29 protein-coding genes are annotated in these 24,749 nt (G+C 59.8%); 14 read left to right on the top strand and 15 right to left on the bottom strand.

The window, feature by feature from the left end; all coding sequences use genetic code 11:
- Nucleotides 1-13 precede the first annotated feature (13 nt).
- Both ABLN94_RS09775 and ABLN94_RS09770 read left to right on the top strand, forming a co-directional pair.
- Nucleotides 14-427, top strand: coding sequence for a group III truncated hemoglobin (locus tag ABLN94_RS09775; RefSeq protein WP_352991939.1), 414 nt, complete (start codon nt 14-16; stop codon nt 425-427).
- Nucleotides 428-571: 144 nt separating this feature from the next.
- Nucleotides 572-1,510: a DMT family transporter gene (locus ABLN94_RS09770; protein ID WP_352991938.1), complete on the top strand. Its 939-nt coding sequence runs from the start codon at nt 572-574 to the stop codon at nt 1,508-1,510.
- A gap of 52 nt (nt 1,511-1,562) precedes the next feature.
- Here the strand turns inward: ABLN94_RS09770 and ABLN94_RS09765 are convergent, their stop codons facing one another.
- Nucleotides 1,563-2,675: an S-(hydroxymethyl)glutathione dehydrogenase/class III alcohol dehydrogenase gene (locus tag ABLN94_RS09765; protein WP_352991936.1), complete on the bottom strand. Its 1,113-nt coding sequence runs from the start codon at nt 2,673-2,675 to the stop codon at nt 1,563-1,565.
- 129 nt (nt 2,676-2,804) lie between these two features.
- On the opposite strand from ABLN94_RS09765, the gene ABLN94_RS09760 reads away from it, so the two are divergent.
- Complete coding sequence (locus tag ABLN94_RS09760; RefSeq protein WP_352991935.1) at nt 2,805-3,095, top strand: I78 family peptidase inhibitor; 291 nt, start codon at nt 2,805-2,807, stop codon at nt 3,093-3,095.
- Between the two features lie 61 nt (nt 3,096-3,156).
- Nucleotides 3,157-4,809: a DUF6504 family protein gene (locus ABLN94_RS09755; RefSeq protein WP_352991933.1), complete on the top strand. Its 1,653-nt coding sequence runs from the start codon at nt 3,157-3,159 to the stop codon at nt 4,807-4,809.
- A gap of 20 nt (nt 4,810-4,829) precedes the next feature.
- Here ABLN94_RS09755 and ABLN94_RS09750 read toward each other — a convergent pair whose 3' ends face one another.
- Complete coding sequence (locus tag ABLN94_RS09750) at nt 4,830-5,552, bottom strand: SDR family NAD(P)-dependent oxidoreductase (protein ID WP_352991932.1); 723 nt, start codon at nt 5,550-5,552, stop codon at nt 4,830-4,832.
- A 167-nt stretch (nt 5,553-5,719) separates the two neighbouring features.
- Here ABLN94_RS09750 and ABLN94_RS09745 point away from each other — a divergent pair, with 167 nt between their 5' ends.
- Genes ABLN94_RS09745 through ABLN94_RS09725 form a run of 5 tightly spaced genes read left to right on the top strand, consistent with a single transcriptional unit; the run spans nt 5,720 to nt 9,926 of the window.
- Nucleotides 5,720-7,042, top strand: coding sequence for an NAD(P)/FAD-dependent oxidoreductase (locus ABLN94_RS09745; RefSeq protein ID WP_352991930.1), 1,323 nt, complete (start codon nt 5,720-5,722; stop codon nt 7,040-7,042).
- Entirely contained in the window at nt 7,005-7,550 is a 546-nt protein-coding gene (locus ABLN94_RS09740) for a hypothetical protein (protein ID WP_352991928.1), read from the top strand. The genes ABLN94_RS09745 and ABLN94_RS09740 overlap by 38 nt, the downstream gene beginning before the upstream one ends.
- Nucleotides 7,550-8,773, top strand: a complete 1,224-nt coding sequence (locus ABLN94_RS09735) for an MFS transporter (RefSeq protein ID WP_352992170.1) — start codon at nt 7,550-7,552, stop codon at nt 8,771-8,773. Before ABLN94_RS09740 ends, ABLN94_RS09735 begins: the two co-directional genes overlap by 1 nt.
- Nucleotides 8,770-9,387: a DUF3833 domain-containing protein gene (locus ABLN94_RS09730; RefSeq protein ID WP_352991926.1), complete on the top strand. Its 618-nt coding sequence runs from the start codon at nt 8,770-8,772 to the stop codon at nt 9,385-9,387. The genes ABLN94_RS09735 and ABLN94_RS09730 overlap by 4 nt, the downstream gene beginning before the upstream one ends.
- Nucleotides 9,384-9,926, top strand: a complete 543-nt coding sequence (locus ABLN94_RS09725) for a DUF3833 domain-containing protein (RefSeq protein WP_352991925.1) — start codon at nt 9,384-9,386, stop codon at nt 9,924-9,926. The genes ABLN94_RS09730 and ABLN94_RS09725 overlap by 4 nt, the downstream gene beginning before the upstream one ends.
- Before the next feature lie 29 nt (nt 9,927-9,955).
- Here ABLN94_RS09725 and ABLN94_RS09720 read toward each other — a convergent pair whose 3' ends face one another.
- The 11 genes from ABLN94_RS09720 to ABLN94_RS09670 form a co-directional block, all read right to left on the bottom strand.
- Entirely contained in the window at nt 9,956-11,116 is a 1,161-nt protein-coding gene (locus ABLN94_RS09720) for an energy transducer TonB family protein (protein WP_352991924.1), read from the bottom strand.
- Nucleotides 11,113-11,490 carry an ExbD/TolR family protein gene (locus ABLN94_RS09715; protein WP_352991922.1) on the bottom strand — a complete coding sequence of 126 codons (378 nt, stop codon included), beginning with the start codon at nt 11,488-11,490 and terminating at the stop codon, nt 11,113-11,115. Before ABLN94_RS09715 ends, ABLN94_RS09720 begins: the two co-directional genes overlap by 4 nt.
- A complete protein-coding gene (locus ABLN94_RS09710) occupies nt 11,487-11,813 on the bottom strand; it encodes a biopolymer transporter ExbD (RefSeq protein ID WP_170488128.1) in 327 nt (108 codons plus the stop codon). The genes ABLN94_RS09715 and ABLN94_RS09710 overlap by 4 nt, the downstream gene beginning before the upstream one ends.
- A gap of 31 nt (nt 11,814-11,844) precedes the next feature.
- Complete coding sequence (locus ABLN94_RS09705) at nt 11,845-12,510, bottom strand: MotA/TolQ/ExbB proton channel family protein (RefSeq protein ID WP_170488126.1); 666 nt, start codon at nt 12,508-12,510, stop codon at nt 11,845-11,847.
- Complete coding sequence (locus ABLN94_RS09700) at nt 12,507-12,938, bottom strand: hypothetical protein (protein ID WP_352991920.1); 432 nt, start codon at nt 12,936-12,938, stop codon at nt 12,507-12,509. Before ABLN94_RS09700 ends, ABLN94_RS09705 begins: the two co-directional genes overlap by 4 nt.
- A 227-nt stretch (nt 12,939-13,165) precedes the next feature.
- A complete protein-coding gene (gene dxs, locus ABLN94_RS09695) occupies nt 13,166-15,094 on the bottom strand; it encodes a 1-deoxy-D-xylulose-5-phosphate synthase (protein WP_352991918.1) in 1,929 nt (642 codons plus the stop codon).
- Between the two features lie 14 nt (nt 15,095-15,108).
- Nucleotides 15,109-15,975 (bottom strand): polyprenyl synthetase family protein, encoded by an 867-nt coding sequence (locus ABLN94_RS09690; RefSeq protein WP_352991917.1) that lies wholly within the window; start codon nt 15,973-15,975, stop codon nt 15,109-15,111.
- Nucleotides 15,976-16,218 (bottom strand): exodeoxyribonuclease VII small subunit, encoded by a 243-nt coding sequence (locus tag ABLN94_RS09685; protein ID WP_058272726.1) that lies wholly within the window; start codon nt 16,216-16,218, stop codon nt 15,976-15,978.
- Nucleotides 16,215-17,141 carry a histone deacetylase family protein gene (locus tag ABLN94_RS09680; protein ID WP_352991915.1) on the bottom strand — a complete coding sequence of 309 codons (927 nt, stop codon included), beginning with the start codon at nt 17,139-17,141 and terminating at the stop codon, nt 16,215-16,217. Before ABLN94_RS09680 ends, ABLN94_RS09685 begins: the two co-directional genes overlap by 4 nt.
- 70 nt (nt 17,142-17,211) lie before the next feature.
- Entirely contained in the window at nt 17,212-17,913 is a 702-nt protein-coding gene (locus ABLN94_RS09675; RefSeq protein WP_170488116.1) for a response regulator, read from the bottom strand.
- Nucleotides 17,910-18,422, bottom strand: coding sequence for a MarR family winged helix-turn-helix transcriptional regulator (locus tag ABLN94_RS09670; RefSeq protein WP_352991913.1), 513 nt, complete (start codon nt 18,420-18,422; stop codon nt 17,910-17,912). The genes ABLN94_RS09675 and ABLN94_RS09670 overlap by 4 nt, the downstream gene beginning before the upstream one ends.
- Nucleotides 18,423-18,582: 160 nt before the next feature.
- Between ABLN94_RS09670 and ABLN94_RS09665 the strand changes: the two genes are divergently transcribed.
- From ABLN94_RS09665 to ABLN94_RS09645, 5 genes are all read left to right on the top strand, one after another.
- The gene (locus ABLN94_RS09665) at nt 18,583-19,449 is read left to right on the top strand and encodes a branched-chain amino acid aminotransferase (protein ID WP_170488112.1); all 867 of its coding nucleotides are present in this window, start codon (nt 18,583-18,585) and stop codon (nt 19,447-19,449) included.
- Between the two features lie 128 nt (nt 19,450-19,577).
- Nucleotides 19,578-20,528, top strand: coding sequence for an AraC family transcriptional regulator (locus ABLN94_RS09660; protein WP_352991911.1), 951 nt, complete (start codon nt 19,578-19,580; stop codon nt 20,526-20,528).
- A gap of 109 nt (nt 20,529-20,637) precedes the next feature.
- The gene (locus tag ABLN94_RS09655; protein WP_352991910.1) at nt 20,638-21,003 is read left to right on the top strand and encodes an SPW repeat domain-containing protein; all 366 of its coding nucleotides are present in this window, start codon (nt 20,638-20,640) and stop codon (nt 21,001-21,003) included.
- A gap of 135 nt (nt 21,004-21,138) precedes the next feature.
- Nucleotides 21,139-22,707: an alkaline phosphatase D family protein gene (locus ABLN94_RS09650; protein ID WP_352991908.1), complete on the top strand. Its 1,569-nt coding sequence runs from the start codon at nt 21,139-21,141 to the stop codon at nt 22,705-22,707.
- Nucleotides 22,708-22,918: 211 nt separating this feature from the next.
- Nucleotides 22,919-23,116: a hypothetical protein gene (locus ABLN94_RS09645; RefSeq protein WP_170488105.1), complete on the top strand. Its 198-nt coding sequence runs from the start codon at nt 22,919-22,921 to the stop codon at nt 23,114-23,116.
- 32 nt (nt 23,117-23,148) lie between these two features.
- Here ABLN94_RS09645 and cobO read toward each other — a convergent pair whose 3' ends face one another.
- The gene (gene cobO / locus ABLN94_RS09640) at nt 23,149-23,748 is read right to left on the bottom strand and encodes a cob(I)yrinic acid a,c-diamide adenosyltransferase (protein ID WP_352991906.1); all 600 of its coding nucleotides are present in this window, start codon (nt 23,746-23,748) and stop codon (nt 23,149-23,151) included.
- Nucleotides 23,749-23,805: 57 nt separating this feature from the next.
- Nucleotides 23,806-24,741, bottom strand: coding sequence for a DMT family transporter (locus ABLN94_RS09635; protein ID WP_352991905.1), 936 nt, complete (start codon nt 24,739-24,741; stop codon nt 23,806-23,808).
- Nucleotides 24,742-24,749: the final 8 nt, after the last annotated feature.

Genomic DNA, 24,749 nt, shown 5'->3' with positions numbered 1-24,749 from the left:
ATTCGGCGCCCTTATGACCAGACCCACCCTGCCGCCGCGCTTTCAGGCAACGCCCGATCAGATCAACGCTCAGGTCCGCGCCTTCTATGCCCGCGTGCGCGAGGATGCTGTGCTGGGTCCGGTCTTTGGAAACCATGTCACCGACTGGCCCAGCCATGAGGAAAAGATCGCTGCCTTCTGGCGCAACGCCATCCTGTTTGAGCGCAGCTATGACGGCAATCCCCAACGCGTCCATATCGAACGGCCCGACGTGAAGCCCGAGATGTTCGCCCATTGGCTGGACCTGTTTGAAGAGGTCGCCACCCAGACATTGCCCCCGGAAACTGCCACCCCATGGGTCGCTTTGGCCCGGCGTATCGGGGTGGGGATGAAGGCCGGTGTGCAAACGGCCCGCCAACCCAAGGACGCGCCGCCGATCCTGCGTTGATCCCTGAACATGGCGGCTTTGCGATGTTAGCGGTAAAATAGGGGCTATGCGGACCAGCGAAATGGGTTTACTCAGGGGCAAGACAGCCCTTTTGTGCTGCGACGGCACAGTGCCACTACACCGACATCACCCGAGGCCACACCGATGAGCACTCAAAACACCACCCTCCGGGGACTTGGTTTCGCGTTTCTGGGATTCGCAGTCTTTGCCAGCCATGACGCACTGATCAAAGTGCTGGGCGGGACCTATTCGGTGATGCAGATCATCTTTTTCGCCACGTTGTTTTCCTTTGTGCCGATGGCTGTGACGATCCTGACGGACCGCACGACGGGCAACTTCTTGCCGCATCACCCGTGGCTGGTGCTGCTGCGCTCGGCCCTAATGGTGACCTCCATGGTCTGCGCCTTCTACGCCTTCTCGGTGCTGCCTCTGGCCGAGGTCTATTCGCTGTTATTTGCCTTCCCCTTGTTCGTCACGGTCCTGTCGATCCCTATACTGGGAGAGGTCGTGCGCGCCCAACGCTGGGCCGCCGTCGGCGTCGGTCTGATCGGCGTTCTGATCGTCTTACGCCCTGGTGCGACCGACATCACATTGGGACACATGGCAGCCCTGACAGCGGCGTTTTGTAGTGCACTAGGGTCTGTTTTGGTCCGAAAGATCGGAAACGAGGAACGCTCGGCCGTACTAATCCTCTATCCTATGCTACTGGCCATCGTGGTGATGAGCCTAGTGCAACCCGCCGTCTATCAACCGCCCTCACTGCTGCATCTGGCGATGATGGCGCTGGTCGGCGTGTTCTCGGTCATCGCGCAGCACCTGATCATCCTCGCCTACCGCGCAGCCCCTGCCGGAGTCGTTGCACCCAGCCAGTACAGCCAGATCATCTGGGCCACCCTGTTCGGCATGATCTTCTTTGGCGAAACCCCCGACATCTGGGTTGCGGTCGGGGCCAGCATCATCATTGCGTCGGGCGTTTTCGTGGTTTGGCGCGAGAGCCGGGCCAACACGTCATCGGTCAATACTCCGGTTTTGCGGGTCCGGTCGCCGCGGTCGGACACTGGCGCGACACGGCCCGGAAAATAAGAAACGGCGCGCGAAACAGCGCGCCGTCCTCAAAAACTCTCGGTATAGTGGCTTAGTAGATCACCACCGAGCGGATGCTCTCACCCTTATGCATCAGATCAAAGCCGTGGTTGATGTCGTCCAGACCCATGGTGTGAGTGATCATTGGGTCGATCTCGATCTTCCCTTCCATATACCAATCGACGATCTTGGGCACGTCGGTCCGCCCCCGCGCGCCGCCGAAGGCAGTCCCGCGCCAGGATCGGCCGGTGACCAACTGGAACGGACGGGTTGAGATTTCAGCACCCGCAGGCGCCACGCCGATGATGATCGACTCCCCCCAGCCCTTATGTGCCGATTCCAACGCGTCGCGCATCACGCCGACATTACCAGTGGCATCGAATGTGTAATCCGCGCCGCCTTTGGTCAGGTTCACGAGATAGGGAACCAGATCGCCCTCGACCTCTTTGGGGTTCACGAAGTCGGTCATGCCGAACTTGGTGGCCATTTCCACTTTGGAGGGGTTCAGGTCGACACCGACGATCTGATCGGCTCCGGCCAGACGCAGGCCCTGGATCACGTTCAGGCCGATGCCGCCCAGACCGAACACGATGGCACGGCTGCCGATTTCCACCTTGGCGGTGTTGATCACCGCACCGATGCCGGTGGTTACACCGCAACCGATATAGCAGATCTTGTCGAACGGCGCGTCCTCGCGCACTTTGGCCAACGCGATTTCAGGCAGAACCGTGTGGTTCGAGAAGGTCGAGCAGCCCATGTAGTGCAGGATCGGGTCGCCATCCAGCGTCGAGAAACGCGAGGTGCCGTCCGGCATCAGACCCTTGCCCTGCGTCTCACGGATCGCCTGACACAGGTTGGTCTTGGGGTGCAGACAGTATTCACACTCACGACATTCCGGAGTGTAGAGCGGAATCACGTGATCGCCCGGCTTCAGGCTGGTCACGCCCGGACCGACCTCAACCACGACGCCTGCGCCTTCGTGGCCCAGAATGGCTGGAAACAGGCCCTCGGGGTCAGCACCCGACAGGGTGAATTCATCGGTGTGGCAAATGCCGGTGGCCTTGATTTCCACCAAAACCTCGCCCGCTTTGGGGCCTTCGAGGTTCACATCCATCACTTCCAAAGGTTTGCCCGCCTGAACGGCGACGGCGGCACGGGTACGCATATCGTTATCTCCCTGTCATCTTTGACCCGACCCTGCGTCAATCGCAGGACGTTTTCAACTGCGCTTTGGTGACAGATTGGCTAATGATTTGATATTGCAGAAACGACATTGCCCCAAAGAGGAACGCCAATGCGCCATTTTATCCCGATCCTGATCCTGCTGAGCGCTTGCGCCGAGACATCTCCCGCGCCGGAAGACGCCCGCCTTTCGCCCGAGGCCGCGCCCGTTGGTCTGGCCTTTTGTGAGGGTGACGCCTTCGCCGATTCCATTGGTCAGCCGGTCTCAACCATTCAGGCGGCGCTTCCCGAACGCGCCAGGGTTTTGGGGCCGGATGACATTGCCACGCAAGATTACCGGATCGACCGTTTGAACGTGTTCGTCAATGGCGCCGGGATCATTCAACGCCTGACCTGCGGGTAAGCGTGGACTCAGGGCATGATTCTACGGTAAGAACAAAATGGGAACATTTTGATGTCTGCCGATGCCCAAACGCCGAATACTCTCGCTCTGGTTTCCCCGTCTGGGGGCTGAACGGCTGGTCCGCGCCGCGCGGGGCCTGCAGGATGGGCCTTTGGCCGTGGTGGCAGAACAGTCGAACATGCAGGTGGTCACCTCGCTGAATACCGAGGCTCAGGCTGCCGGTCTGCGTGTGGGCCAGCCAGTACGCGACGCCCACGCCATGTGCGCGACGCTGGTAACGCGCCCCCGCAACGCTCCGGCCGAGGCTGCATTCCTGACTGCTTTGCGCCGCTGGGCTGGCAAGTTCAGCCCGTGGGTGGCCGAAGAGGCTCCGGACGGACTGATCGTCGACCTGTCGGGCTGCGCGCATCTGTTCGGCGGCGAAGAGGCCTTGCTGAGCGTGCTTGAAACCGACTGCGCCGATATGGGGCTGAGCGTGCAGATGGGCATCGCCGACACGCTGGGCGCGGCCTGGGCTTTGGCCCGCTACGCCGGGCAAGAGGCCACATCCGACCGCAACGGCGACGCCATCAGCCAAGAGGCCCGCGCCACCCGCGCCCGCGCCACCAAGCGGCGGCACTGGACCAAGGGCGGGGCCGCGCCGCAGGTGATGGCCTTGGGCGGTGGTGCCCGCATCGCCGCGTCGGGGCAGTCCTATGGTGCGCTCAGCCCCCTGCCCATCGCGGCACTGCGGCTGGAGGATCAGGTGATCGCGCAGCTGAACCGTCTGGGTCTGCGCCGGATCGGCGATCTGCTGGGCCAACCGCGTGCCTCGCTGGCGCGTCGGTTCGGACGCGGGCTGGTGCTGCGGCTGGATCAGGCCATGGGCAGCGCGCCCGAGCCGGTCTCGCCCGCCCGTTCGCCACATCACTTTGCGGTGCGGATGACCTTACCCAATCCGATCGGGTTGATTGAGGACGTCATGGCTGCCGTCGATCGAATTCTGCCGACGCTCTGTGCCAAACTGGAAGAAAAAGATCGTGGGGTACGAACGCTTCGGCTTGAGGCGCATCGCGCCGATCAAGCCGCCGAGATCATTGAGGTCGGTCTGGCCCGCCCGACCTATGATAAACATCGTATTCGTCCTTTGTTAGAGATGAAAATAGACAAGATCGATGCAGGTTATGGCATCGACATGCTGCGACTTGAGGCAATCCAGACCGAACCCATCCACGCCCGCACCCGCACCGGACATGCCGAGGCCCGCCGCGCCGTCCGCGACCGGCTTGAGGGCAATACCGCCGTGGATGACCTGATCGGCAAACTGGGCGCGCGGGTCGGGCTTGAGGCGATCACACGGCGACATCCAGCCGCCTCGCATATCCCCGAGAAAACCGCGCAGACGCTGGCAGCGGCGTGGTCGGAGCCAGCGCGCGACTGGCCTGCGCCGCCGCGCCCCCGGCCCTTGCAGATGTGGCAGCCCGAACCGGTGATGGCGCCGGAAACCCCGGACGTCCCCAGCGCATTCCGCTGGCGTGGTCGCGACTGGCAACTGGCGCAGGCCACCGGCCCGGAGCGCATCGCGCCGGAATGGTGGCTGGACGATCCCAATTGGCGCAGCGGTGTGCGCGATTACTGGGTCGTGGTGACCGAACAGGGTGAGCGGCTGTGGCTGTTCTACGGCCATGGCGGCACCATGTCGGCAGGCTGGTTTTGCCAAGGGCAGTTCGGTTGAAATGCATTTATTAGGGTCTATTATCCGCGATAGATCAGCCAATCCGGAAGGTAATCTAGCAACCGGATCACCCAGGAAAACGGCGCCGGGAAATCGGTACGGAAGCGGCGGCGTGACATCGCCTGGACCACCCTTTCTGCCGCGTCCTCGGGCGTCATCAACATCGGCATTTTGAAACTGTTCTTCTCGGTCAGGCGAGTTTTGATGAAACCCGGATTGACGATCCTGACCGTCACCCCAGTGCCCGCCAGATCGAACCGCATCGTTTCCGCCAGCGAGACCAACGCTGCCTTGCTGGCGGCATACCCCACCGCAGCCGGCAGACCGCGATAGCCGGACAGCGAGCCAATCAAAGTGATATCCCCCCGGCCCCCACGCACGAACCCGGGCACCGTCTCGCCCAGAACCCGCAGCGCGCCGGTATAATTCACATCGGTCATTGCCAAAACCGCCTCTGTATCCCATTCACCCGAGCGCATCGGCTCATAAGCCCCGGCGTTGTAGACCAGCCCATCGACATCTCCAGCCTCAACCGCGGCACGGCGCACCGAGTCCAGATCGGTCACATCACAAGGTACGGCTTGTGCATCGGGCAGGGCTGCGCAGATCTCGGCCAGACGATCGGCATTGCGCGCGGACAGGATCAGGTGCGCGCCCTTACGGTTCAACGCCTCGGCCAACGCACGACCCAGACCTTCGCTGGCGCCGATGATCCAATAGGTTTTTCCGTTAAAGCTGCTCATGCCCAGGCCACTTCCGTTGTGATGCAGGTGTTACGGCTGGTGCAGGGGGCTGGATCACATCACCAGACATCACGACGTAGCGCGTCTGCGAAAAACTTCTAATCCGATTGATCCACCCCCGCATACCATGCGTATCCTATTGTAAAATGTCGCACAAAGAGGATGGCATGTTCGACGAAACCCGAGGCGTACGCAAGAAAATCGCGGTGGTAGGTGCAGGTATCTCAGGTCTGTCAGCTGCTTACTATCTCTCAGAAATTAACGATGTGACCGTGTTTGAAGCCGAACCCCGACTTGGCGGCCACGCGCGCACCGTAATGGCTGGAAAGAATGGGGAACAGCCCGTGGACACCGGGTTCATCGTTTTCAACTATGTCACCTACCCGTATCTGACGCGCCTGTTTGACGAGTTAAACGTGCCGGTCATCAAATCTGAGATGAGCTTTGGCGCCACCATTGACAATGGCCGCATCGAATACGGGCTGAACAACTTGCGCACGCTGACAGCGCAAAAACGCAATCTCGCCCGACCTGCATATTACAAGATGATCGCGGACATTCTGCGGTTCGGTAAAGAGGCCCCCGAGGCTGCCCAAGACGATGACACCACGATCGGAGAGCTGGTAGACCAGCTGCGTCTGGGCCACTGGTTCCGCCACAACTATCTGATGCCGATGTGCGGTGCGATCTGGTCCACTCCGGTGGAGTTTGTGGATCAGTTCCCGGCCCGCTCGCTGGTACAGTTCTTCCGCAACCACGCCCTGCTGGCCAGCGGACGCGCAAACCAGCATCAGTGGTACACGGTGAAAGGCGGCAGTATCGAATATGTCCGTCGCATCGACGCTGCCCTTCGCGCGCGCGGGAGCGAAATCCGTCTGGCCTCGCCTGTCGGCCACATTCAACGCGATGAAACCGGCGTTACCGTCCACAGCCAGGGACAGGCCGATCTGTTTGACGAGATCATTCTTGCCACTCATTCCGATCAGTCCCTTGCCATCCTGGGTCAAGCGGCTACCGAGGCAGAAAAAGCTGCATTAGGGTCTATACGCTACCAGCCCAATACCGCCATCTTGCATTGTGACCCGCGTCAGATGCCCCGGCGGCGCGCCTGCTGGTCCAGTTGGACCTACCGCTCGCAAGCCGGGAACGTCGGCGTCACCTACTGGATGAACCGGCTACAGAACATTCCGGACAGCGACCCGCTGTTCGTGACGCTGAACGCGTCGTCAGAGATTGCCGCGGATAAAACCTATGATCAGGTCGAATTTGCCCATCCGGTCTTCGACAAGGCGGCCCTGAAAGCACAAGGGCAAATCCGCGAGATGCAGGGACAGAACCGAACTTGGTTTGCCGGTGCTTACAACCGGCATGGCTTTCACGAAGACGGGATTGCCAGCGCGATGCATGTTGTCGAGCGCCTGAACGGCACCCCGCATACACTCGGAGCTGACAATGGCTTGCTTGAAAAAGACCCGGCCATCCCTGCTTAGGCCAATCAACGACATGTGCCGTGCGGCTCTGGTCTCTTTTGTCATACTGGCCCCGGCTGGGCTGGCAGCATCGCCTATTACGCAGGCACTGACCGACGCCCAGCTAAAGGGCAGCGCGACGTTCCGGTTTTTGGGTGTACCGGTATACGACGCCAAGCTTTACACGCCGCAGGGCGCAGCGTTCAGTTGGAATGAGGATGTCGGCCTGCAACTGACCTATCGCAAGAACCTGAAGCAAAAGGCTCTGGTCGAATCCACGTTGGATGAGATGGCCCGCCAAGGAAATCCAGTCCCAACGCAGAGCCAGTTGGAGCAATGTTTCAAAGCCGTCAGCAAGGGCGACAACTACATTGCGATCTCGGAGGGCGCAAACAAGGTCGGGTTCTGGCGCAACGGCCAAAAGACCTGCACGCTGTCATATCCGGGCGCCAAACGGGCCTTTATGTCAATTTTCCTGGGCAGTGATACCAGATCCGCCAGCTTCACCCGGCAGCTGAAAGGCCAGTGATGCTGTATCCTCGGGTCAGCCTTTATGCCCTGATGTTGGCAGCAGCGGGTATTCCTCTGTACATCCATCTCCCACGATTTGCGGCGGTTAATCTGGGCATCGGGTTGGGGGTGATCGGTACCGTCTTGCTGGTAATCCGGCTGGTTGATCTGGTGCAGGATCCGCTGATCGGCTGGGCGATCGACCGATGGCCGCACGCGCAACTGCTATTCGCCTCAACGGCTGCGATTGGTTTGGCGATAGGGTTTCCACTACTGTTTGGCCTGCCCGAAGGCGCCAATATCTCCGTTTTAGTGTCTGTTTTGGTGCTTCTGTTCTCGGCCTATAGCCTTGGGACTATCTTGCTCTATGGCCGCAGCGCAACGCTGGCGAAACGCCCGGACGCAAAGGAACTGATGACATTGGCCGCATGGCGCGAAGGGGGGCAACTGACCGGCGTGATCCTCGCCGCCAGCGCTCCGGCCCTGTTCGTGGCCTTCGGGGCAAGCGCTCAGGGCTATCCGGCGTTCGGTCTGTTTCTGGGACTGCTAGCCATCCTGACCTTGACTCTGACCTTACCAATGTGGCGGCGCACGCCGATCACCGGTGAAGGTCTCTCGTTTGCAGGGCTCGGTCAGGCTGGAGCGCTGCGTCTGCTGCTGCTGGCGCTCGTCAACAGCTTGCCTGTGGCGATCACCTCGACCCTGTTTCTCTTCTTCGTCGAAGATCGACTGCAACTGACCGGAAAAGCCGGGCCGCTACTGATCCTGTTCTTTCTCAGCGCCGGCGTTACGGTGCCGCTTTGGGCCAAGCTCAGCAACAGAATTGGCCCAAAACAGACCCTGATGATCGCCATGCCACTGTCCATCGCGAGTTTCGTCGGTGCCGCCATGCTGTCAGCCGGAAATCTCACCGGGTTTGCACTGATCTGTCTGGCCTCCGGCGCGGCGCTGGGGGCGGATATGGTGGTGCTGCCGGCCATGTTCTCGGTCGTGCTGACACGCGCCGGGCTGAACGCCTCGGCTGCATTCGGCATCTGGTCATTTGCAGGCAAGCTGGGCCTCGCCCTTGCTGCCTTTTTCACCCTGCCGCTGCTGGAACGCAGCGGTTTCACTCCCGGGCAAGCCAATTCAACGGAAGCGTTGAGGACGCTCACCCTCGCCTATGCCGTGCTGCCCTGCATCCTGAAACTCGGCGCGTTCGGGCTGGTCCTGACGCTGCCTACGGAGGTCACAGCCAAATGAAAACGCTTGTCGTTTTACTCCTCGCCATCCTGGCTCTGCTCGTCGCAAAAAACCGTTTCCTGAGCTTTCGGTCGCAGTCGCCGTCGGACTACACAGGCACCGGACCGGAATTTAAAATGAAAGAAGCGCTAAATGGAGAGATCCTGTCCGAAGGGCTGATCTATGGACCCAATGGCAAGATGTCGAACAGCTTCGTCGCCCGCATGGTTGGCGAATGGGACGGCAATACCGGCACGCTGGCCGAGCACTTCACCTATTCCAACGGCAAGAAGATGACTCGCAAATGGTATCTGACGCTGGGCACTGGCAACACATTTACCGCTACGGCGGATGATATTGTCGGTGAAGGCAAAGGCACCATCTCAGGCTCGACCGTCAAGCTGTCTTACCGCATCATCCTGCCCGAAGACGCGGGCGGGCACACATTGGACGTCACTGACTGGATGTACCTGACCGAAAACGGCGTGATCATGAACCGATCCGAAATGCGCAAGTTTGGCATAAAGGTCGCCGAACTGGTTGCGACTATGCGCCCGGCACCGGACGCTAAAACCGCGCATGTCAGCGGCTCCAACGGCTATGATGCCGCGGCAGAGACGAGGACTCTGCAATGATCGCCCGTCGATTTCTGATCTTGGCGCTTGCCGTTGCGGGACTGGCGGCACTGGCGGCCTGTTCGGCCAAACCGCGTGTGCCCAAGAGTTTCCTGTCTGACCGGCAATTGAACCTTGAGGAATTCTTTGAGGGCAAAACGGTTGCCTACGGTCAGTTTCAAGACGTCTTGGGGAATATCCCCCGCCGCTTTACCGTCGAAATCGAGGGCACTTGGGACGGCACAACCCTGACCCTAGTCGAGGATTTCGTCTATGATGACGGCGCCACAGAACAGCGCATATGGACCCTGACCAAGACCGGCGAGGATACCTGGACCGGCACCGCGCCGGGCGTTTTGGGCACTGCCAGCGGGGTTGAGCGCGGCGATACGTTCAACTGGAAATACAAGATCGACCTGCCGGTAAAAGATGGCACAATGCGGGTAACTTTCGACGACTGGATGTGGTTGCTGAGCGATGACCGCCTGCTGAACCGCGCCTATGTCTCGCGCTATGGTGTGCGACTGGGCGAAGTTATTCTGTTCTTTGAAAAGGAATAAGGTCATCACCCCTGGACGCCCTAGACCGCTCATTTACTGGAATACACAAAAGACAGCGACCGGCTGGTCCCGCCAGGTGGCTTTGGGAAGGGAGAGGCCGCTTCAACCTGCGCCTTGGCTGCCCGTTCAAGATCTGGCGAGCCGTTGGTATCCACGACTTCGACATAAGCCAAAGTTCCGTCCGGGTTGATCACAAAGAACACTCTCGCGAAACCCCGCGCTGCGGTGTAGACGATAGGTGAGCGGTTCAGGTGGATCAGAACGCGCCCGGCATAGTTGGTGCGGTCCGAGTTTCCGGGGTTCCTACCGCCCGAACGCGCTCCACTGTCGCCCGAGGTAAAAACATCTACGCCCCTGCGTCTATACGTGGTCAAGGGCGACTCGACCTCGCGGGTTGGAAACTGTAAAGCACTGAAATCCCGCGCCCCGTTCAACGTGCCCTGTGGTTCTGCCTGTGGATTCCGGTCCGGCAATTTCGGTCGGATCGAAGAGGTCACAGCCAATTCCGTTCCTTCTCTATTGTTTTCGGTTTCAGGCAACGGTTCTTCCTCGGCGGTGGGGATGTCAGCCTCAACCACGTCGCTTTCGGATGGGACAACCGGAGCTACCGATGGCACGGGATCTTCGGACGGTTCGGGCAGCGTGGCAATCTCCTCGGTTTCAGTGGGTTCGGGTGCCGCCGGGGTTTCATCAGCCGGTTCAGGCGCTTCGGGGTTGCCCTCGGGCGCCTCAACAACCTCAGTCGTTTCAGTGGGTGGGGTCTCGTCCACATCGTCGCTGGCATTTGCCTCGCCATCGGTTGTGTCTTCGGTCTTTGGCGCTTCGGTTTCAACGGGTTCGGGCGCAACCGGCTGCAAGACCTCGGACTTACCTGTATCGGGGGCGAAAGTTTGCTTGGGGTCGTCTGAGGCCACATGTACCTCGCTGGTCGGAAGCTCAGCCGGTTCAGGCGCGGGCTCCGGCGGTTCCTCGACCGGAGGCTCTGGAGCCGCCTCAGGCTCGGGTTCGACCGGTTCGGCAACAGCTTCGACCAGATCTTCAAAACTGTTGCTCAGCTCGACCGCATCTGATGAACCGGTCTGACTGGGCTGTTCCGCCAATCGCGGCGCGGTCAGGCTTAGCCCCATCAAGTGCAACAGCAGCGACAGCAGCGCTGCCAGAACCGCTATGACGACCGAGCCACGGATCATTCCAGCGCCTTCTCGGTCACGACAAATACCGATTGCGCACCCAGACGGCGCAACTGGCCGGTCACCTCGATCAGCCGCGCACCCGATGCTTCACGGTCCGGCACGATCCGCACCGGCCCGGGGTCACGACCTGCCATGTAGGTTTCGGCGTCTATCGGCGCGCCGCGAAAGCTGAGTGTTCCGTCCTGATGCAAGACCAACGCGTCGGGCGGCTCGCGCCCGTCCAGCTCGGATGTGTCGACCAGATTCAGATCAGGGTCCAACGGCGTCGCCACCGTACCTGCGATCAAAAAGAAGATCAGCATCAGGAAAACGACATTGATCAGCGCAATGGTCGAATCTCGTTTGCGGCGGGGGCGGTTAACACGGATCATTCCAGCACCAGAACGCTGAGGCCCTCGCGACCGCGCAGCAGCACCAGCAGGTCCACCAGACGCTGCGCCGTCGTATCGGGATCAAGGCTGATCAACACCTGCCCGGTCGTGACCTGTTCCGTCAGCTCCTCCAGCGTGATCGGTGCGCCGTTCAGGACCACCCGCTCGGCCCCCAACTGGATAAAGGCGCGATCCTGGGGCGCGTCCGAGGGCGCCCCACCGGCCGTGGCGTTGCTCAGCTCGATCTCAGCATATTTCGAGAAGGTCGAGGTCAGCATGAAGAACAGCAACAGCAGAAAAATCACGTCGATGAGCGGTGTCATCGCCATTGGCCGTCTGACAAAAGGTGCGACGTTACGCATGTCCGGGCGCGACCGCCATGCCTTGCGCGTCCTCAGCAAGCGGGATGGCCTGCCCCGGCACCAGAACCGTGCGCAGCGCCTTGTCAGCGAACACCCGTTCGCGCGCTGTGCGGCTTTCGAACCACGACAGCACCATCGAGGTCGGCATCGCCACAGCCAGCCCCACCGCCGTCGTCACCAGCGCCACCCAGATACCACCGGCTAGCAGAGACGGATCAACCGAAGACCCGGCGGACTGCAAGCTGCGGAACGCTTCGATCATGCCCAAAACCGTGCCGAACAGACCCAGCAAAGGTGCCAACTGCGCCACAGTATCCAACAGGCGGAATCCACGTTCGAGCCCGGCCAGTGCCAACCCGGCTTCGGCGTCCAATCGTTGATCCAAGCCGGGCGCATCCGGCGCGTCCATTGCCACACCCACCAGCGGTGCGAGATAGCTGTGGCTTTTCGCCAGCCGCGCACGGGCCGCTTGCTTGTCACCGGCGTCCCAAGCCTCCAACGCCTGCGACAGCACCCGGTGCCGCCCAACACCCGACGCCGTAAACTGCCAGAGCTTGTACAGCGTCACCGCCAGCGTCACCACGGACATGGCGATCAGGATGGCCACAACCGGCCCGCCAAGGGCCAGGATTTCACGGAGGGCGTCCAGAAAACTCATCCCAAAAGCTCCACTTCTGTTCGGCTGCGCAGGGTCGGTGTCTGATCGCATATATTGCTTTCGGACCCACCGACAACACAGCTGCTGACACCATTGATAAGAACACGCCCCAAGTTTTCACAAGTGATGTTTCGAACATCGAATTGACGCACACGTGGGCGCCCAGCGGGCAATTCGCGAAAACCGAAAAGGGTGAGGCGCTCAAAAACACCGGCTGCGTCGAAAATCACCACTTGATAGCTGGCTGCATCAATTGACGTCTCGGTTTCGTTCTCAACCAGAAAGGTCAACCGGCAGGCACCTTCGACGTCCTGGACGGCATTCAATTCGACCATCAAACCGGGTGCGGTCTCGCTTTCGGATTGAGCCTGAGCCGCTATTGGCAGCGCACAGACGATAGCGGCGAGAACCGTACGGTAAAACTTCATGAATGCGCTCCCAGTTGTTCAACGCAGGCGGGGTTCTGACGGTATTGATCTGTCTTAGCCAAGACCGTTCGGGCGCGAAAGGGTTGCCGACATCATTGTGATAAAGGACGATTTTCGGCCCGTTCAACCATGACGGCAACAAAGACCGAGGAAATGAGAGGCGATCGATTGGCAGGTGGCATCGATTAGGCAGTGTAGTTTGCTTCAGCTAAGCACACATTGATCGATCAGGCGCGTTTTTCGCCGATGCTTGTCACGCCCAGAACCGACAACACCTTGGCTTCGATCTGTTCGGCATTCATGCCAGCAACGGCGTACATATCGGCAGGGCTGGCTTGGTCAATGAAGGTATCCGGCAGCACCATCGAGCGGTATTTCAGCCCGTGATCGAACACGCCTTCATCCGCCAATAGTTGCGCCACATGGCTGCCGAAACCACCGACAGCTCCTTCTTCGATGGTGATCAGGGCCTCGTGGTTCGCGGCCAGATCAAGGATCAACTCGCGATCCAGCGGTTTGGCAAACCGCGCGTCGGCGATGGTGGGGGTGATCCCCCGGGCCGAAAGGGCTTCGGCGGCCTTTTGAACTTCGGCCAGACGGGTGCCAAACGACAGCAACGCCACGCGCGCGCCTGACTGGATCATGCGGCCTTTTCCTATTTCCAGCACCTCGCCGCGCTCCGGCAGATCGACGCCCACCCCTTCTCCGCGCGGATAGCGGAAGGCGATGGGGCCATCGTCATGGGCGGCTGCGGTGGCAACCATATGCACAAGTTCGGCCTCATCTGCGGCGGCCATGACGGTCATGCCGGGCAGGTTCGCCAGATAGGCGATGTCGAACGACCCTGCATGGGTTGCGCCATCGGCGCCTACCAGACCCGCGCGATCAATGGCAAAGCGCACCGGCAGGCGCTGAATGGCCACGTCATGCACCACCTGATCGTAACCGCGCTGCAGGAATGTCGAATACATCGCGCAAAACGGTTTCATCCCCCCGGCCGCCAGCGCCGCCGCGAAAGTCACGCCATGCTGCTCGGCAATCGCCACGTCGAAACAGCGAGAGGGGTAGCGCTCCGCAAACAGGTTCAGCCCAGTACCATCCGGCATCGCAGCAGTGACGGCGACGATCTTGTCATCGCGCCCGGCCTCTTCGACAAGTGCCTTGCCAAAGACCGAAGTATAAGACGGTGCGTTGGATGGTGTCTTGTGCTGTTTTCCCGTCACCACATCGAATTTGGCCGTAGCGTGTCCCTTGTCACGAGCCTGTTCGGCGGGGGCGTAGCCTTTGCCTTTCTTGGTCAGTATGTGGATCAGGATAGGGCCAGTCGCCCGCGCTTTGACTGTGCGCAGAACCGGCAACAACTGATCCATGTCGTGCCCGTCCAGCGGGCCGATATAAGAAAAGCCGAGCTCTTCGAACAATGTGCCACCTACGGCCATGCCCTTCAGCATTTCCTTGGCTCGCTTGGCGCCTTCGCGGAAGGGCTCGGGCAACAGCGAAACAGCGCCCTTTGCAGCGGCTTTCAAGTCGTGGAACGGAGCCTCGGTATAAATCCGAGACAGGTAGCTGGACAGCGCGCCGACTGGTGGGGCGATGCTCATCTCATTGTCGTTCAGGATCACGATCAGGCGTTTGCGCAGATGACCTGCGTTGTTCATTGCCTCAAAGGCCATACCCGCCGACATCGAGCCATCGCCAATTACCGCAATCGCGTCGCCCAGACCTTCGGGGGTAACGCCGCCCAAATCGCGCGCAACGGCAAAACCCAGTGCAGCGCTAATAGAGGTGCTGGAATGGGCTGCACCAAACGGGTCATAGGGGCTTTCGCTGCGCTTGGTGAAGCCGCTGAGGCCGTCTTTCATCCGCAGGGTGCGGATACGGTCACGGCGTTCGGTCAGGATTTTGTGCGGATAACACTGGTGCCCTACGTCCCAGATGATTTTGTCGCGGGGCGTGTCAAACACCGCGTGAAGAGCGGTGGTCAGCTCGACCACGCCGAGACCCGCCCCCAGATGCCCGCCAGTCACGGACACGGCCGAGATCGTCTCAGCCCGCAGCTCCTGCGCCACCTGCTGCAGTTGCGCGTCCGAGAACTGCTTGAGATCAGCAGGGCGACTCACAAGGTCCAGCAGAGGCGTGTTCGGGCGGTCAGACATATGGCGTTCCTGGCTTAGCTGTCCCGGGCAATAACGAAGCGGGCGGCGTCCTTCAAGGTTTCAGCAGATGCGCCATACCCGTCCAACGCAGCGCACCCCCGCTCCACCAGTTCCACCGCCCGGGCTTTGGCCGCGTCCAGCCCCAGAAGCGAAACAAAAGTCGCCTTGCCCGCACCCGCGTCCTTTTGCAGGCGTTTTCCGGCCTTTTCGGCATCACCCTCCACATCAAGGATGTCGTCTGCGATCTGAAAAGCAAGGCCCAGAGCTTGGGCATATTGGCGCAACGGCTCAGGGTCTGCTTGCGCCAGCCGCGCACCGGCGCAGGCCGACCATTCGAACAGCGCCCCCGTCTTGCCTGCCTGTAGGCGCGTAATGTCGTCCAGCGTCAGCGGGGTCGCAGCCGTCTCAGCCGCAATATCCAGCGCCTGACCCTGAACCATACCCTGCGCTCCGCTGGCTTTGGCCAGTGTTAGAGCCAATTCCGCCCGCACCTCTGCCTCGCCAACCTCGGGCCGGGTGCACAGCTCAAACGCCAGCGTTTGCAGCGCATCTCCAGCCAGAACGGCAGTACCTTCATCCCATTTTATATGCACAGTGGGCCGCCCGCGGCGCAAGTCATCGTCGTCCATACAGGGCAGATCGTCATGCACCAGCGAATAGGCATGCAGCGCCTCGATCCCCACGGCGGGCCAGATCGCGCAATCCTCGTCCACACCGTGCAGGCGCGCGCTTTCCAACACCAGAAATCCGCGCAGCCGCTTACCGCCCTCGGTGGCATATGCCATCGCACGGGTCACATCCAGATCGTCCAACGCCCCCAGAACCAGATCGAACTGATCCTGAATCCGCGCCGCATCCTGCGCTAACTTTTCGCGAAACATTTACTGACCTTCGACAGGTGTCGTCCCGGTCGGCTGACCATTGGCGTCCAAAGTGATCGCAGCGACCTTTTCTTCGGCCCGCTTCAGCTCATCCTCGCAGCGCTTTTTCAACGCCGCCCCACGTTCATAGAGCGCGATGGACTGGTCCAGCGCCACGTCGCCGCGCTCCAGCTGGCCGACCACGGCCTCAAGCTCTTTCATCGCCTGTTCGAATGTCATCTGATCAACGGGAGTATCGGTCATCGGGCTGCCTTCATCAATTCTTCCACATGGGCGCGGGTGGCCTCGGCCAGTGCGTTCAGATCATACCCGCCTTCCAGAGTCGAGACGATACGTCCCTCACACAGCTCATCGGCGATCTTGCACAGTTCGGCCGTGACCCAGGCGAAATCGCCGGTGGACCAGTTCAGATTGGCCAGCGGATCGTCCTGATGCGCGTCAAACCCGGCCGAGATGATGATCAGTTCCGGCTTGAAAGCACGCAGGCGCGGGAAGGCTTGCGTTTCATAAGCCCTGCGCATCTCAGCCCCGCCTGTCCCGGGTGCAAGAGGTATATTGAGAATGGTCTCAAAAGCGCCGGTCTCATCCGGTCGCCCCGATCCGGGCCACAGAGGCATCTGCTGGCTGGTGATCACAAGCGCGCGCCGTTCATCCCACAGCAAATCCTGCGTGCCATTTCCGTGATGAACGTCGAAATCCACCACAGCGACGCGCTTTAGCCCGTGATGATCCAGCGCATGTTTCGCCGCCAGCGCCGCGTTGCCAAACAGGCAAAACCCCATCGCAGTGTCTGTCTCCGCATGATGCCCCGGAGGCCGAATCGCACAAAACGCGTTCGGAGCTTCTCCGACCAGAACCATATCCACCGCCCGTACCACAGCCCCTGCGGCACGATAGGCTGAATCGACCGAACCCGGTGACATGAACGTGTCCCCGTCGATCTGCGCAAACCCCTCCGCCGGGCACGCCTGACGAACATCCCGGATGTAGCTTTCGGGATGCACCCGCAACAGGTCATCGTCCGCCGCCAAAGGGGCCGTCACCCGGTTCAGGTCCAAAGCCTCAAGCGCGTGCAGAATATGCTCCAGCCGCGCCACCCGCTCTGGGTGCCCGTCCGGTGTCACATGTCCCAAACAATCGGCATGGGTCAAAAGGGCTGTCTTCATAACGATCCCCTGTTCATCTGGCTATTAATTTTCTCGCCGAAGGCAATGGAATCGCCACGCAGCGGCCAAATCAATCCGGCGCCAACATGTATCCGGCACCCCGGACAGTCTGCAAATACCTAGGCTGCTTCGGATCCTGCTCGATCTTGCGACGCAAACGCGTGATCTGCACGTCCACAGCGCGCTCCTGCGCCTGACCCTTATCGCGGCCCAGATCCTCAACCAGCTTGGCCCGGCTGATCGGTTCCCCCGGCTGGGCCGAGAAGATCTTCATCAACTGGCTCTCGGTCGCGGTTAGACGGACCGGCTCTTCGCCTTGCCACATTTCACCACGTTCCACGTCATAGCGGATCGGGCCGAGGTTCAGAATCTTGGTCGCGGTATCCTGCGCCGGCGTTTCCGGCATTCGCCGTAAAATCGCGTTGATCCGCAGCAACAGCTCTTTCGGCTCGAAAGGTTTGGCGAGGTAGTCATCCGCCCCGGCCTCAAGCCCGGCGATGCGATGCTCGGTCTCGCCGCGCGCCGTCAGCAGCAGGATCGGCGTGCTATGAGTTTCGCGCAGTGTCTTCGTCAGGCTGACGCCATCTTCGCCCGGCATCATCACATCCAGCACGATCATGTCGAAATCCAATCCCGACAACACCCGCCGCGCATGTGCCGCATCGCGGGCCGCGGTGACCAGAAAACCGCTGCGCATCAAGAACTTCTTGAGCAAATCACGAATACGCTCATCGTCGTCGACGATCAGCAGATGGGCGTCCATATCGCTCATGAGGTGGTATCCCGCAGTTTCGTGTAAGCATGACGCATATCAGCATCCATCATCGCTTCAAGTACTTTACGAAATCCTGAGACCGCTTCGGGACCAGCATCCTTGTAGGCGGCACGCATCCGGACGCGCTGGGCCTCGGACAGTTTCGCCTCAAGCGCCTTGCCCTTTTCGGTCAAAAACAGGTGCCGTTCACGTTTATCCACCGTGCCCACGCGGCTTTCTACCAGACCGTCTTCGATCAGCGTCCGAAGCACCCGGTTCAGGGACTGTTTTGTCACCCCCAAAATGGCAAGCAAGTTGTTCACGGTCGTACCCGGTGCGCGGTTGATGAAATGGACTGCACGGTGATGCGCCCGGCCATAGGCCAGCTGGGCTAAAATACGGTCAGGATCGGCGGTAAAGCCCCGATAGGCGAAAAACATCGCTTCTATCCCTTGCCGCAACTGTTCGTCGGTCAGAAACAAAAGGCTTTCACCGCCAAAGACTTGGGCGGGGCGCGTATCCGACATAGTATGCCTCATTCGTTACTCGGGATCGACTTTATGTCAGCGTTATTGACATTCCAAGAGTGGACAGGTATCGAACTTCAGTTTCTGCGCAACTTTATGTCCGCATCGGACTTAAATGGCGCAACAATCGCAAAATTCAACCCAAGTCAGGAGGTTTCGCATGGCGGGGTATGATGATCGTGACGGCGTGATCTGGATGGATGGCGAACTGGTGCCTTGGCGTGAGGCCAATGTGCACATCCTGTCCCACGCGATGCACTATGCCTCTTCGGTGTTTGAGGGTGAGCGCGCCTATAATGGCAAGATCTTCAAAAGCCGCGAACATTCCGAGCGTCTGATCGCCTCGGCCGAAGCGCTGGACATCCCGATGCCCTACACGGTCGATCAGATCGAAGCCGCCAAGGAAGAAGCCTTGAAAGCCAGCGGCCTGCAGGATGCCTATATCCGTGCGCTGGTCTGGCGCGGTTCCGGTGAGGATATGGGCGTGGCATCGGCCCGCAACCCTGTGCGTATGGCCGTCGCGGTCTGGCCGTGGGGTGCCTATTACGGCGACGCCAAGATGCAGGGCGCCAAGCTGGACATTGCCGAATGGAAACGCCCCAGCCCGGAAACCATTCCGGTCCATGCTAAGGCAGCGGGTCTCTACATGATCTGCACCATTTCGAAGCACAAGGCTGAGGCCAAGGGCTGTTCGGACGCGCTGTTCATGGATTACCGCGGGTATGTGGCCGAAGCGACCGGAGCCAACGTGTTCTTCGTCAAGGACGGAGAGGTTCACACGCCGCTGGCGGATTGCTTCCTGAACGGCATCACCCGCCAGACGGTGATCCAGATGCTGAAAGACAAGGGCATCAACGTGATCGAGCGCCATATCAAACCTGAAGAGATGGCCGATTTTGAACAGTGTTGGCTGACCGGCACCGCGGCCGAGGTCACTCCGGTGGGTCAGATCGGTGACTATACCTTTGAGGTTGGTGACATCACCCGTGAGATCGCTGCCGATTACGAGGCGTTGGTCCGCGCCTGATCAAAAAAGAGACGACGAATTCGAAAGCCCCCGCGTTTCGCGGGGGTTTTTCTTTGCCCGCCGTTCAAGCTTTTGTGCAGATCGTCCAGATTGCTGGACGAATGCGCAAGCGGGTGTAGGTTTAACCCATGTTGGACCTCCTCAGCGATATTCTTACCCGCCTGTCCCTGCGCGGGACGTTCTATTTCCGAACCTCCTTCACGCCGCCTTTCGGCATTCAGGTTCCGGCCTATCAGAACGTCGCCCGGTTTCACTTTGTGCAACGAGGGGAGTTGAAAGTGTATGTCTCTAACTCAGGGGAAATGCTGCGCCTGAAGCAGGGCGATTTGATTCTGATTCCACACGGAGCTGCCCATGCTCTGCTGTGTAATGAGGTCAAACCATTGGATGCTCTGCCACTGGAACAAGTTCTGGAAGACGCCGGTTATCGGGGCGATGGCGTCCTGATATATGGCGGGGAGGACAAAAGCCGCGACACTCAGCTGATCTGCGGACATTTCTCGTTCACCGGCCCACCGGGGCGGCAAGGTACCGGACATATGCTGATCGACCGGCTACCTCCTTACATCCTGATCGAAAATTACGGCGAAGAGGCCGGGGCCTGGATCGAATCGACTCTGCGCATGATCGGGTCCGAGATTAACGGAACCCGGATCGGTGGTGATCTGATCGCCCTGAAACTGTCCGAGGTGCTGTTTGCACAGGCTATCCGCGCACATTTGGAACATCAAAGCCCCAGCGATACAGCGTTGGCAGGGTTCGCCGATCCGCGCATATCCCGCGCGCTGACCGCCTTTCATCAAGCCCCGGCGCAGGAGTGGAGCGTCGAGTTGCTGGCCCGTGAGGCTGGCATGTCGCGCACTGCCTTCGCTCAGCTCTTTGCCGAGAAGATGGGCACGACGCCGATGCAATACCTGACGGACTGGCGGATGCAGATCGCCTGCCACGGTCTGACCGAGGCCCGCTGGAACGTGGCCGATGCAGCAGCCGAGGTTGGCTATGCCTCCGAGGCTGCATTCTCCCGCGTGTTCAAGAAGCAGATTGGTCTGTCGCCGGCTGCTTACCGGTCCACGCACTGATCCACCTCAGATCTGAACGATCTGCATAATTTCACGAACGATCCGGAATTAAGCGTTCAATACACCTGTCCTAGCTTGAGGTCATGCCAAGCAAGGAAAGGAAAACTCAATGTCTGTCCGTTTCGTTACCCGCACTGTGCACGCTTATCTGGATTACCCCGTCGCCTTCGCGCTGATGGTGCTGCCCTTCGTTCTGGGGCTGGGGCAATCCAATCCAATGGCCTTGTGGCTGTCAGTGGCCACCGGCGCGGCGGCCTTTGTACTCACCGTTCTGACTGACCACCATCTGGGACTGTGGCGGGTGCTGCCCTACAAGCTCCACCTGGCCGTTGATCTGTTGGTCGGTGTCGTGTTTTTGGCCGCGCCCAGCCTGTTTGGGTTCTCAGGCCTGGATGCGATATACTACTGGCTGAACGGCGCGGCGGTGGTCGCCGTCATCTCGCTTAGTGCGCCGGAAGAAGGCGTAACTGCCTGAGCAAGTAGTCCACAAAGTGTCACAATATCATCGTGATACTTTCAAAAATCTGAGCCGCTTGTTTTACAAACAGGCGGCTCACTGCCGCTCACCAATCGCGTGACCAATCACAGGTCACCAGACAGGAGAGCCCAGATGACCCGAATCCTTCGCCCCAACCGCCGTGCCTTTCTTGCCGGCAGCACCGCATTTGCCGCGTCTTTGTCCATGCCCGCGATCAGCCGCGCTTCGTCGCGTCCCGTGTTCACCCATGGTGTGCAGTCGGGTGATGTGGATACGACCTCGGGCATGATCTGGACCCGCACCGACCGCCCGGCGCGGGTGATGATGGAAGTATCGACCACCGAAAGCTTCGCCGATGCCCGCCAGTTGACTCCGATAGACGCGATCCCGAACAGCGATTTTGCAGTGAAACGGCTGGTTGAGGGGCTACCTTCGGATCAGGATATCTTCTATCGCTTTGTGGCTGCCGATCTGAGCGACATCAACGTCGTATCAGAACCTATTATTGGCCAATTCCGCACCGCGCCAACCTCACGCCGCAATATCCGCTTTGCCTGGTCGGGTGACACGGCAGGTCAGGGCTGGGGCATTGATAACGAAGGCATGCGCACTTATGCGACCATGGCCCAGCACAAGCCAGATTTCTTCATCCACTCTGGCGATACCATTTATGCCGACGGTCCGATGCAGGATGAGGTTGAAAAAGACGGTCAAGTGATCTGGAAGAACACCACTCTGATCGATGAAAAACGCAAGGTTGCCGAAACGCTGGACGAATTTCGCGCCCAGTGGAAATACAACATGATGGACGCGCATGTGCGCGCGATGAATGCCGTTTGCCCGACCTTTTTCCAGTGGGATGATCATGAGGTGGTCAACAACTGGTCGGATGCCAAGGACCTGATCTCGGATGATCGCTATACCGAGAAATCGGTGCACGTGCTGCAATCCCGCGCCGGGCGAGCGTTTCATGAGATGACTCCGCTGCGGATTACGCCCGCGGAACCGGGGCGGGTGTACCGCAAAATCTCCTACGGTCCGATGCTGGATGTGTTCTTCCTGGACCTGCGCAGCTATCGCGGCGCAAATGGCCCATCAATGGAAGATGAGATCACTGATCAGTCCCGCATTCTGGGGGCCGAGCAACTGGTCTGGCTGAAACAGGAACTCGCCGGGTCCCAAGCCACGTGGAAAGTAATCGCCTCTGACATGCCCATCGGTCTGATCGTGTGGGATAACTGGAAAGAGCAGGCCGGAGCCGAGGCGATCTCGAACGGTGACAGTGGCCCGGCGAAGGGGCGAGAGCTGGAGATTGCGGATCTGCTGCGCTTTATCAAGACGGCGGGGGTCACTAACACTGTCTGGTTCACGGCTGATGTGCACTATACCGCGGCGCACTATTATGACCCTAATAAGGCTCAATTCCAAGATTTTGAACCTTTCTGGGAATTTGTATCCGGGCCGCTTCACGCTGGTACTTTTGGTCCAAACGCGTTGGATGGAACGTTTGGCCCCGAGGTTAAGTTCGTCAAAGCTCCGATTGAAGGCCAAGGCGTGAATCTTCCACCCAGCGCAGGGCTGCAGTTCTTTGGGCTGGTGGATATCGACGGCGCAACGCAACAGATGACCGTCCGCCTGATGGACCGTGCAGATACCGAATTGTGGTCGGTTACGCTCGACCCGCAGCCACAAGGCATCTGATTGTGCCTTCGCGCCTCAGAGGTTTGACTCGGGGGCGCGACGCATTTGCCCTTGCAATTCCCGACAAAAATAATCAGATAAAAGGCGACACCAGATGCAGAAGCGTCAGGCACAGAGTTTCGAGGCGGTTTGCGGGCTTAGCGCATGAAATGGTGAGAGCACGCCGCCGCCTCGGAAACGAACCGTCGTTGGCAAGGTCAAGAGTTTGGGTATGGGTGATCCGCTGGACGAAATCATGGCACGGCACGAAGCGGCTACCGCGTGCGGATGCTGCTGCGACGATGATTTTTGCGCCTATGTCGACAAGAAAGACGCCATCGACGACCGCAAGGCAGAAAACACCTTACCGGCCAGTGCCGCCAGCCGACGCGGTTCGGTCCGGTTTCTGAACGAAACCCGACCCGGATAACAGCCCCGTTTGGGGCTGTTTTGACTCTGATCCTAGAAATCTACACCACGCTGGGCTTTGATTCCGGCTTGGAACGGGTGCTTTTCCTCGGTCATTTCTGTGACCAGATCAGCATAGTCGCGCAGCGCCTGCGGGGCGTCACGCCCGGTCAGGAACACGCTGGTCTTTTCGGAACGCCCTTTCAGCCCGTCGATCACTTGTTCGACCGACAGGTATTCATAACGCAGCGCGATATTGATCTCATCCAACACCACAAGATCGTAGTCGCCACTGGACATCAGGGCGCGCGCTTTGTCGAAGGCGGCATTTGCGGCAGCGATGTCCCGCTGGCGGTCCTGCGTGTCCCAGGTAAAGCCCTCGCCCATGGTGTGCCAGGTCACCAGATCGCGCTCCTCGAAAAAGCGCCGCTCACCGGTCTTCCATTTGCCTTTGATGAACTGCACTACGGCGACTTTCTGACCCCATCCAAGTGCACGGATCACGACGCCGAACGCGGCCGAGGATTTGCCCTTGCCCTTGCCGGTATTGATCAGAACCAGTCCGCGTTCCGGGTCGACGGCCTCGGACACTTTCTTGCGGTGCTGGGCTTGCACCTTTTGCATCTTTTCCTTGTGATCTTGTGCGTCGCTCATGGGAAACCCTCATCTTTTGTTGGGCACACCCTAGGGGAAGTTCTGCAAAGGTAAAGGTCAGGCTTTGGGATCGGTGACTGCGCGGGCCTTTCCGCGTTCCAACCCCAACTGATGCTCGCGCCAGATCACGACGATGTTGCCCGCAATCACCAATGCCGCGCCAGCCAGCATCACCAGCGTCGGCAATTCACTGAACCAAACATAGCCGATGACGATGGCAAACAGCATCGAGGTATAGTCATAGGGCGCCAGCATCGAGGCCTGGCCAAAGCGATAGGACGAGGTCACCAGAATCTGTGCCACACCCCCGATGAGCCCGGCCATGATCAGTACGGCGGCTTGCTCCCATGTGGGCAGGACCCAGCCCCAAAAGACGGTCAGCCCGGACAGGAGCGTTGCTGTCATCGAGAAATAGAACACGATAGCCGCAGGGTGATCCACCTGCACCAACTGCCGGATGTGGATCTGCACGAAAGCACGGGCGATGGTCGCGCCCAGAATACAAAGAGCACCGATGGTGGCGGCGGTCTCCAAATTGTTGCCGCCCAGTCGGGGCCAGATCATGATCAGAACCCCCAACAGCCCGATGGCGACGGCGGCGATTCGGATCTTGCGGATACGCTCACCGAGCATGATCGCCGCCAGAATCAGGGTGAAGATCGGGGTGGCGTAACCAATTGCTGTCGCCTCGGGTAGAGGAATCAGACCAAGACCAGTAAAGGTCAGCCCCATCGCGGTTGTGCCCAGAACGCCACGCCAGAAGTGGCCCATGGGTTTGCGCACGACAAAGCCCTGTACCAATTCTCCGCGTGAGATCAGCCATATGATGATCACCGGAATGGCGAACAGCGACCGGAAAAATACCATCTCACCCGGCGGGAAGTGATCGGACTGCGATTTAATTAGCGCCGCCATGACGGTGAACAGAAACACCGCACTCGTCTTCAGAGCGACGGACAAAAGAGGTCGATGCGATGTTAACGATTTTGCCATGCGCGCGA

The sequence above is a fragment of the Ruegeria sp. SCP11 genome, assembly GCF_040329455.1.
GTDB lineage: Bacteria > Pseudomonadota > Alphaproteobacteria > Rhodobacterales > Rhodobacteraceae > Ruegeria > Ruegeria atlantica_E.
The sequence above is the reverse complement of the archived record's forward strand: the minus strand, read 5'-3'. Positions and strand labels throughout refer to the sequence as shown.

What these genes read in the sequence shown, in the direction of transcription:
- ABLN94_RS09775 (WP_352991939.1), top strand. Translation starts at nt 14, where the DNA reads ATGACCAGACCCACCCTGCCGCCGCGCTTTCAGGCAACGCCCGATCAG.
- ABLN94_RS09770 (WP_352991938.1), top strand. Translation starts at nt 572, where the DNA reads ATGAGCACTCAAAACACCACCCTCCGGGGACTTGGTTTCGCGTTTCTG.
- ABLN94_RS09765 (WP_352991936.1), bottom strand. Translation starts at nt 2,675, where the DNA reads ATGCGTACCCGTGCCGCCGTCGCCGTTCAGGCGGGCAAACCTTTGGAA.
- ABLN94_RS09760 (WP_352991935.1), top strand. Translation starts at nt 2,805, where the DNA reads ATGCGCCATTTTATCCCGATCCTGATCCTGCTGAGCGCTTGCGCCGAG.
- ABLN94_RS09755 (WP_352991933.1), top strand. Translation starts at nt 3,157, where the DNA reads ATGCCCAAACGCCGAATACTCTCGCTCTGGTTTCCCCGTCTGGGGGCT.
- ABLN94_RS09750 (WP_352991932.1), bottom strand. Translation starts at nt 5,552, where the DNA reads ATGAGCAGCTTTAACGGAAAAACCTATTGGATCATCGGCGCCAGCGAA.
- ABLN94_RS09745 (WP_352991930.1), top strand. Translation starts at nt 5,720, where the DNA reads ATGTTCGACGAAACCCGAGGCGTACGCAAGAAAATCGCGGTGGTAGGT.
- ABLN94_RS09740 (WP_352991928.1), top strand. Translation starts at nt 7,005, where the DNA reads ATGGCTTGCTTGAAAAAGACCCGGCCATCCCTGCTTAGGCCAATCAAC.
- ABLN94_RS09735 (WP_352992170.1), top strand. Translation starts at nt 7,550, where the DNA reads ATGCTGTATCCTCGGGTCAGCCTTTATGCCCTGATGTTGGCAGCAGCG.
- ABLN94_RS09730 (WP_352991926.1), top strand. Translation starts at nt 8,770, where the DNA reads ATGAAAACGCTTGTCGTTTTACTCCTCGCCATCCTGGCTCTGCTCGTC.
- ABLN94_RS09725 (WP_352991925.1), top strand. Translation starts at nt 9,384, where the DNA reads ATGATCGCCCGTCGATTTCTGATCTTGGCGCTTGCCGTTGCGGGACTG.
- ABLN94_RS09720 (WP_352991924.1), bottom strand. Translation starts at nt 11,116, where the DNA reads ATGATCCGTGGCTCGGTCGTCATAGCGGTTCTGGCAGCGCTGCTGTCG.
- ABLN94_RS09715 (WP_352991922.1), bottom strand. Translation starts at nt 11,490, where the DNA reads ATGATCCGTGTTAACCGCCCCCGCCGCAAACGAGATTCGACCATTGCG.
- ABLN94_RS09710 (WP_170488128.1), bottom strand. Translation starts at nt 11,813, where the DNA reads ATGACACCGCTCATCGACGTGATTTTTCTGCTGTTGCTGTTCTTCATG.
- ABLN94_RS09705 (WP_170488126.1), bottom strand. Translation starts at nt 12,510, where the DNA reads ATGAGTTTTCTGGACGCCCTCCGTGAAATCCTGGCCCTTGGCGGGCCG.
- ABLN94_RS09700 (WP_352991920.1), bottom strand. Translation starts at nt 12,938, where the DNA reads ATGAAGTTTTACCGTACGGTTCTCGCCGCTATCGTCTGTGCGCTGCCA.
- dxs (WP_352991918.1), bottom strand. Translation starts at nt 15,094, where the DNA reads ATGTCTGACCGCCCGAACACGCCTCTGCTGGACCTTGTGAGTCGCCCT.
- ABLN94_RS09690 (WP_352991917.1), bottom strand. Translation starts at nt 15,975, where the DNA reads ATGTTTCGCGAAAAGTTAGCGCAGGATGCGGCGCGGATTCAGGATCAG.
- ABLN94_RS09685 (WP_058272726.1), bottom strand. Translation starts at nt 16,218, where the DNA reads ATGACCGATACTCCCGTTGATCAGATGACATTCGAACAGGCGATGAAA.
- ABLN94_RS09680 (WP_352991915.1), bottom strand. Translation starts at nt 17,141, where the DNA reads ATGAAGACAGCCCTTTTGACCCATGCCGATTGTTTGGGACATGTGACA.
- ABLN94_RS09675 (WP_170488116.1), bottom strand. Translation starts at nt 17,913, where the DNA reads ATGAGCGATATGGACGCCCATCTGCTGATCGTCGACGACGATGAGCGT.
- ABLN94_RS09670 (WP_352991913.1), bottom strand. Translation starts at nt 18,422, where the DNA reads ATGTCGGATACGCGCCCCGCCCAAGTCTTTGGCGGTGAAAGCCTTTTG.
- ABLN94_RS09665 (WP_170488112.1), top strand. Translation starts at nt 18,583, where the DNA reads ATGGCGGGGTATGATGATCGTGACGGCGTGATCTGGATGGATGGCGAA.
- ABLN94_RS09660 (WP_352991911.1), top strand. Translation starts at nt 19,578, where the DNA reads ATGTTGGACCTCCTCAGCGATATTCTTACCCGCCTGTCCCTGCGCGGG.
- ABLN94_RS09655 (WP_352991910.1), top strand. Translation starts at nt 20,638, where the DNA reads ATGTCTGTCCGTTTCGTTACCCGCACTGTGCACGCTTATCTGGATTAC.
- ABLN94_RS09650 (WP_352991908.1), top strand. Translation starts at nt 21,139, where the DNA reads ATGACCCGAATCCTTCGCCCCAACCGCCGTGCCTTTCTTGCCGGCAGC.
- ABLN94_RS09645 (WP_170488105.1), top strand. Translation starts at nt 22,919, where the DNA reads ATGGGTGATCCGCTGGACGAAATCATGGCACGGCACGAAGCGGCTACC.
- cobO (WP_352991906.1), bottom strand. Translation starts at nt 23,748, where the DNA reads ATGAGCGACGCACAAGATCACAAGGAAAAGATGCAAAAGGTGCAAGCC.
- ABLN94_RS09635 (WP_352991905.1), bottom strand. Translation starts at nt 24,741, where the DNA reads ATGGCAAAATCGTTAACATCGCATCGACCTCTTTTGTCCGTCGCTCTG.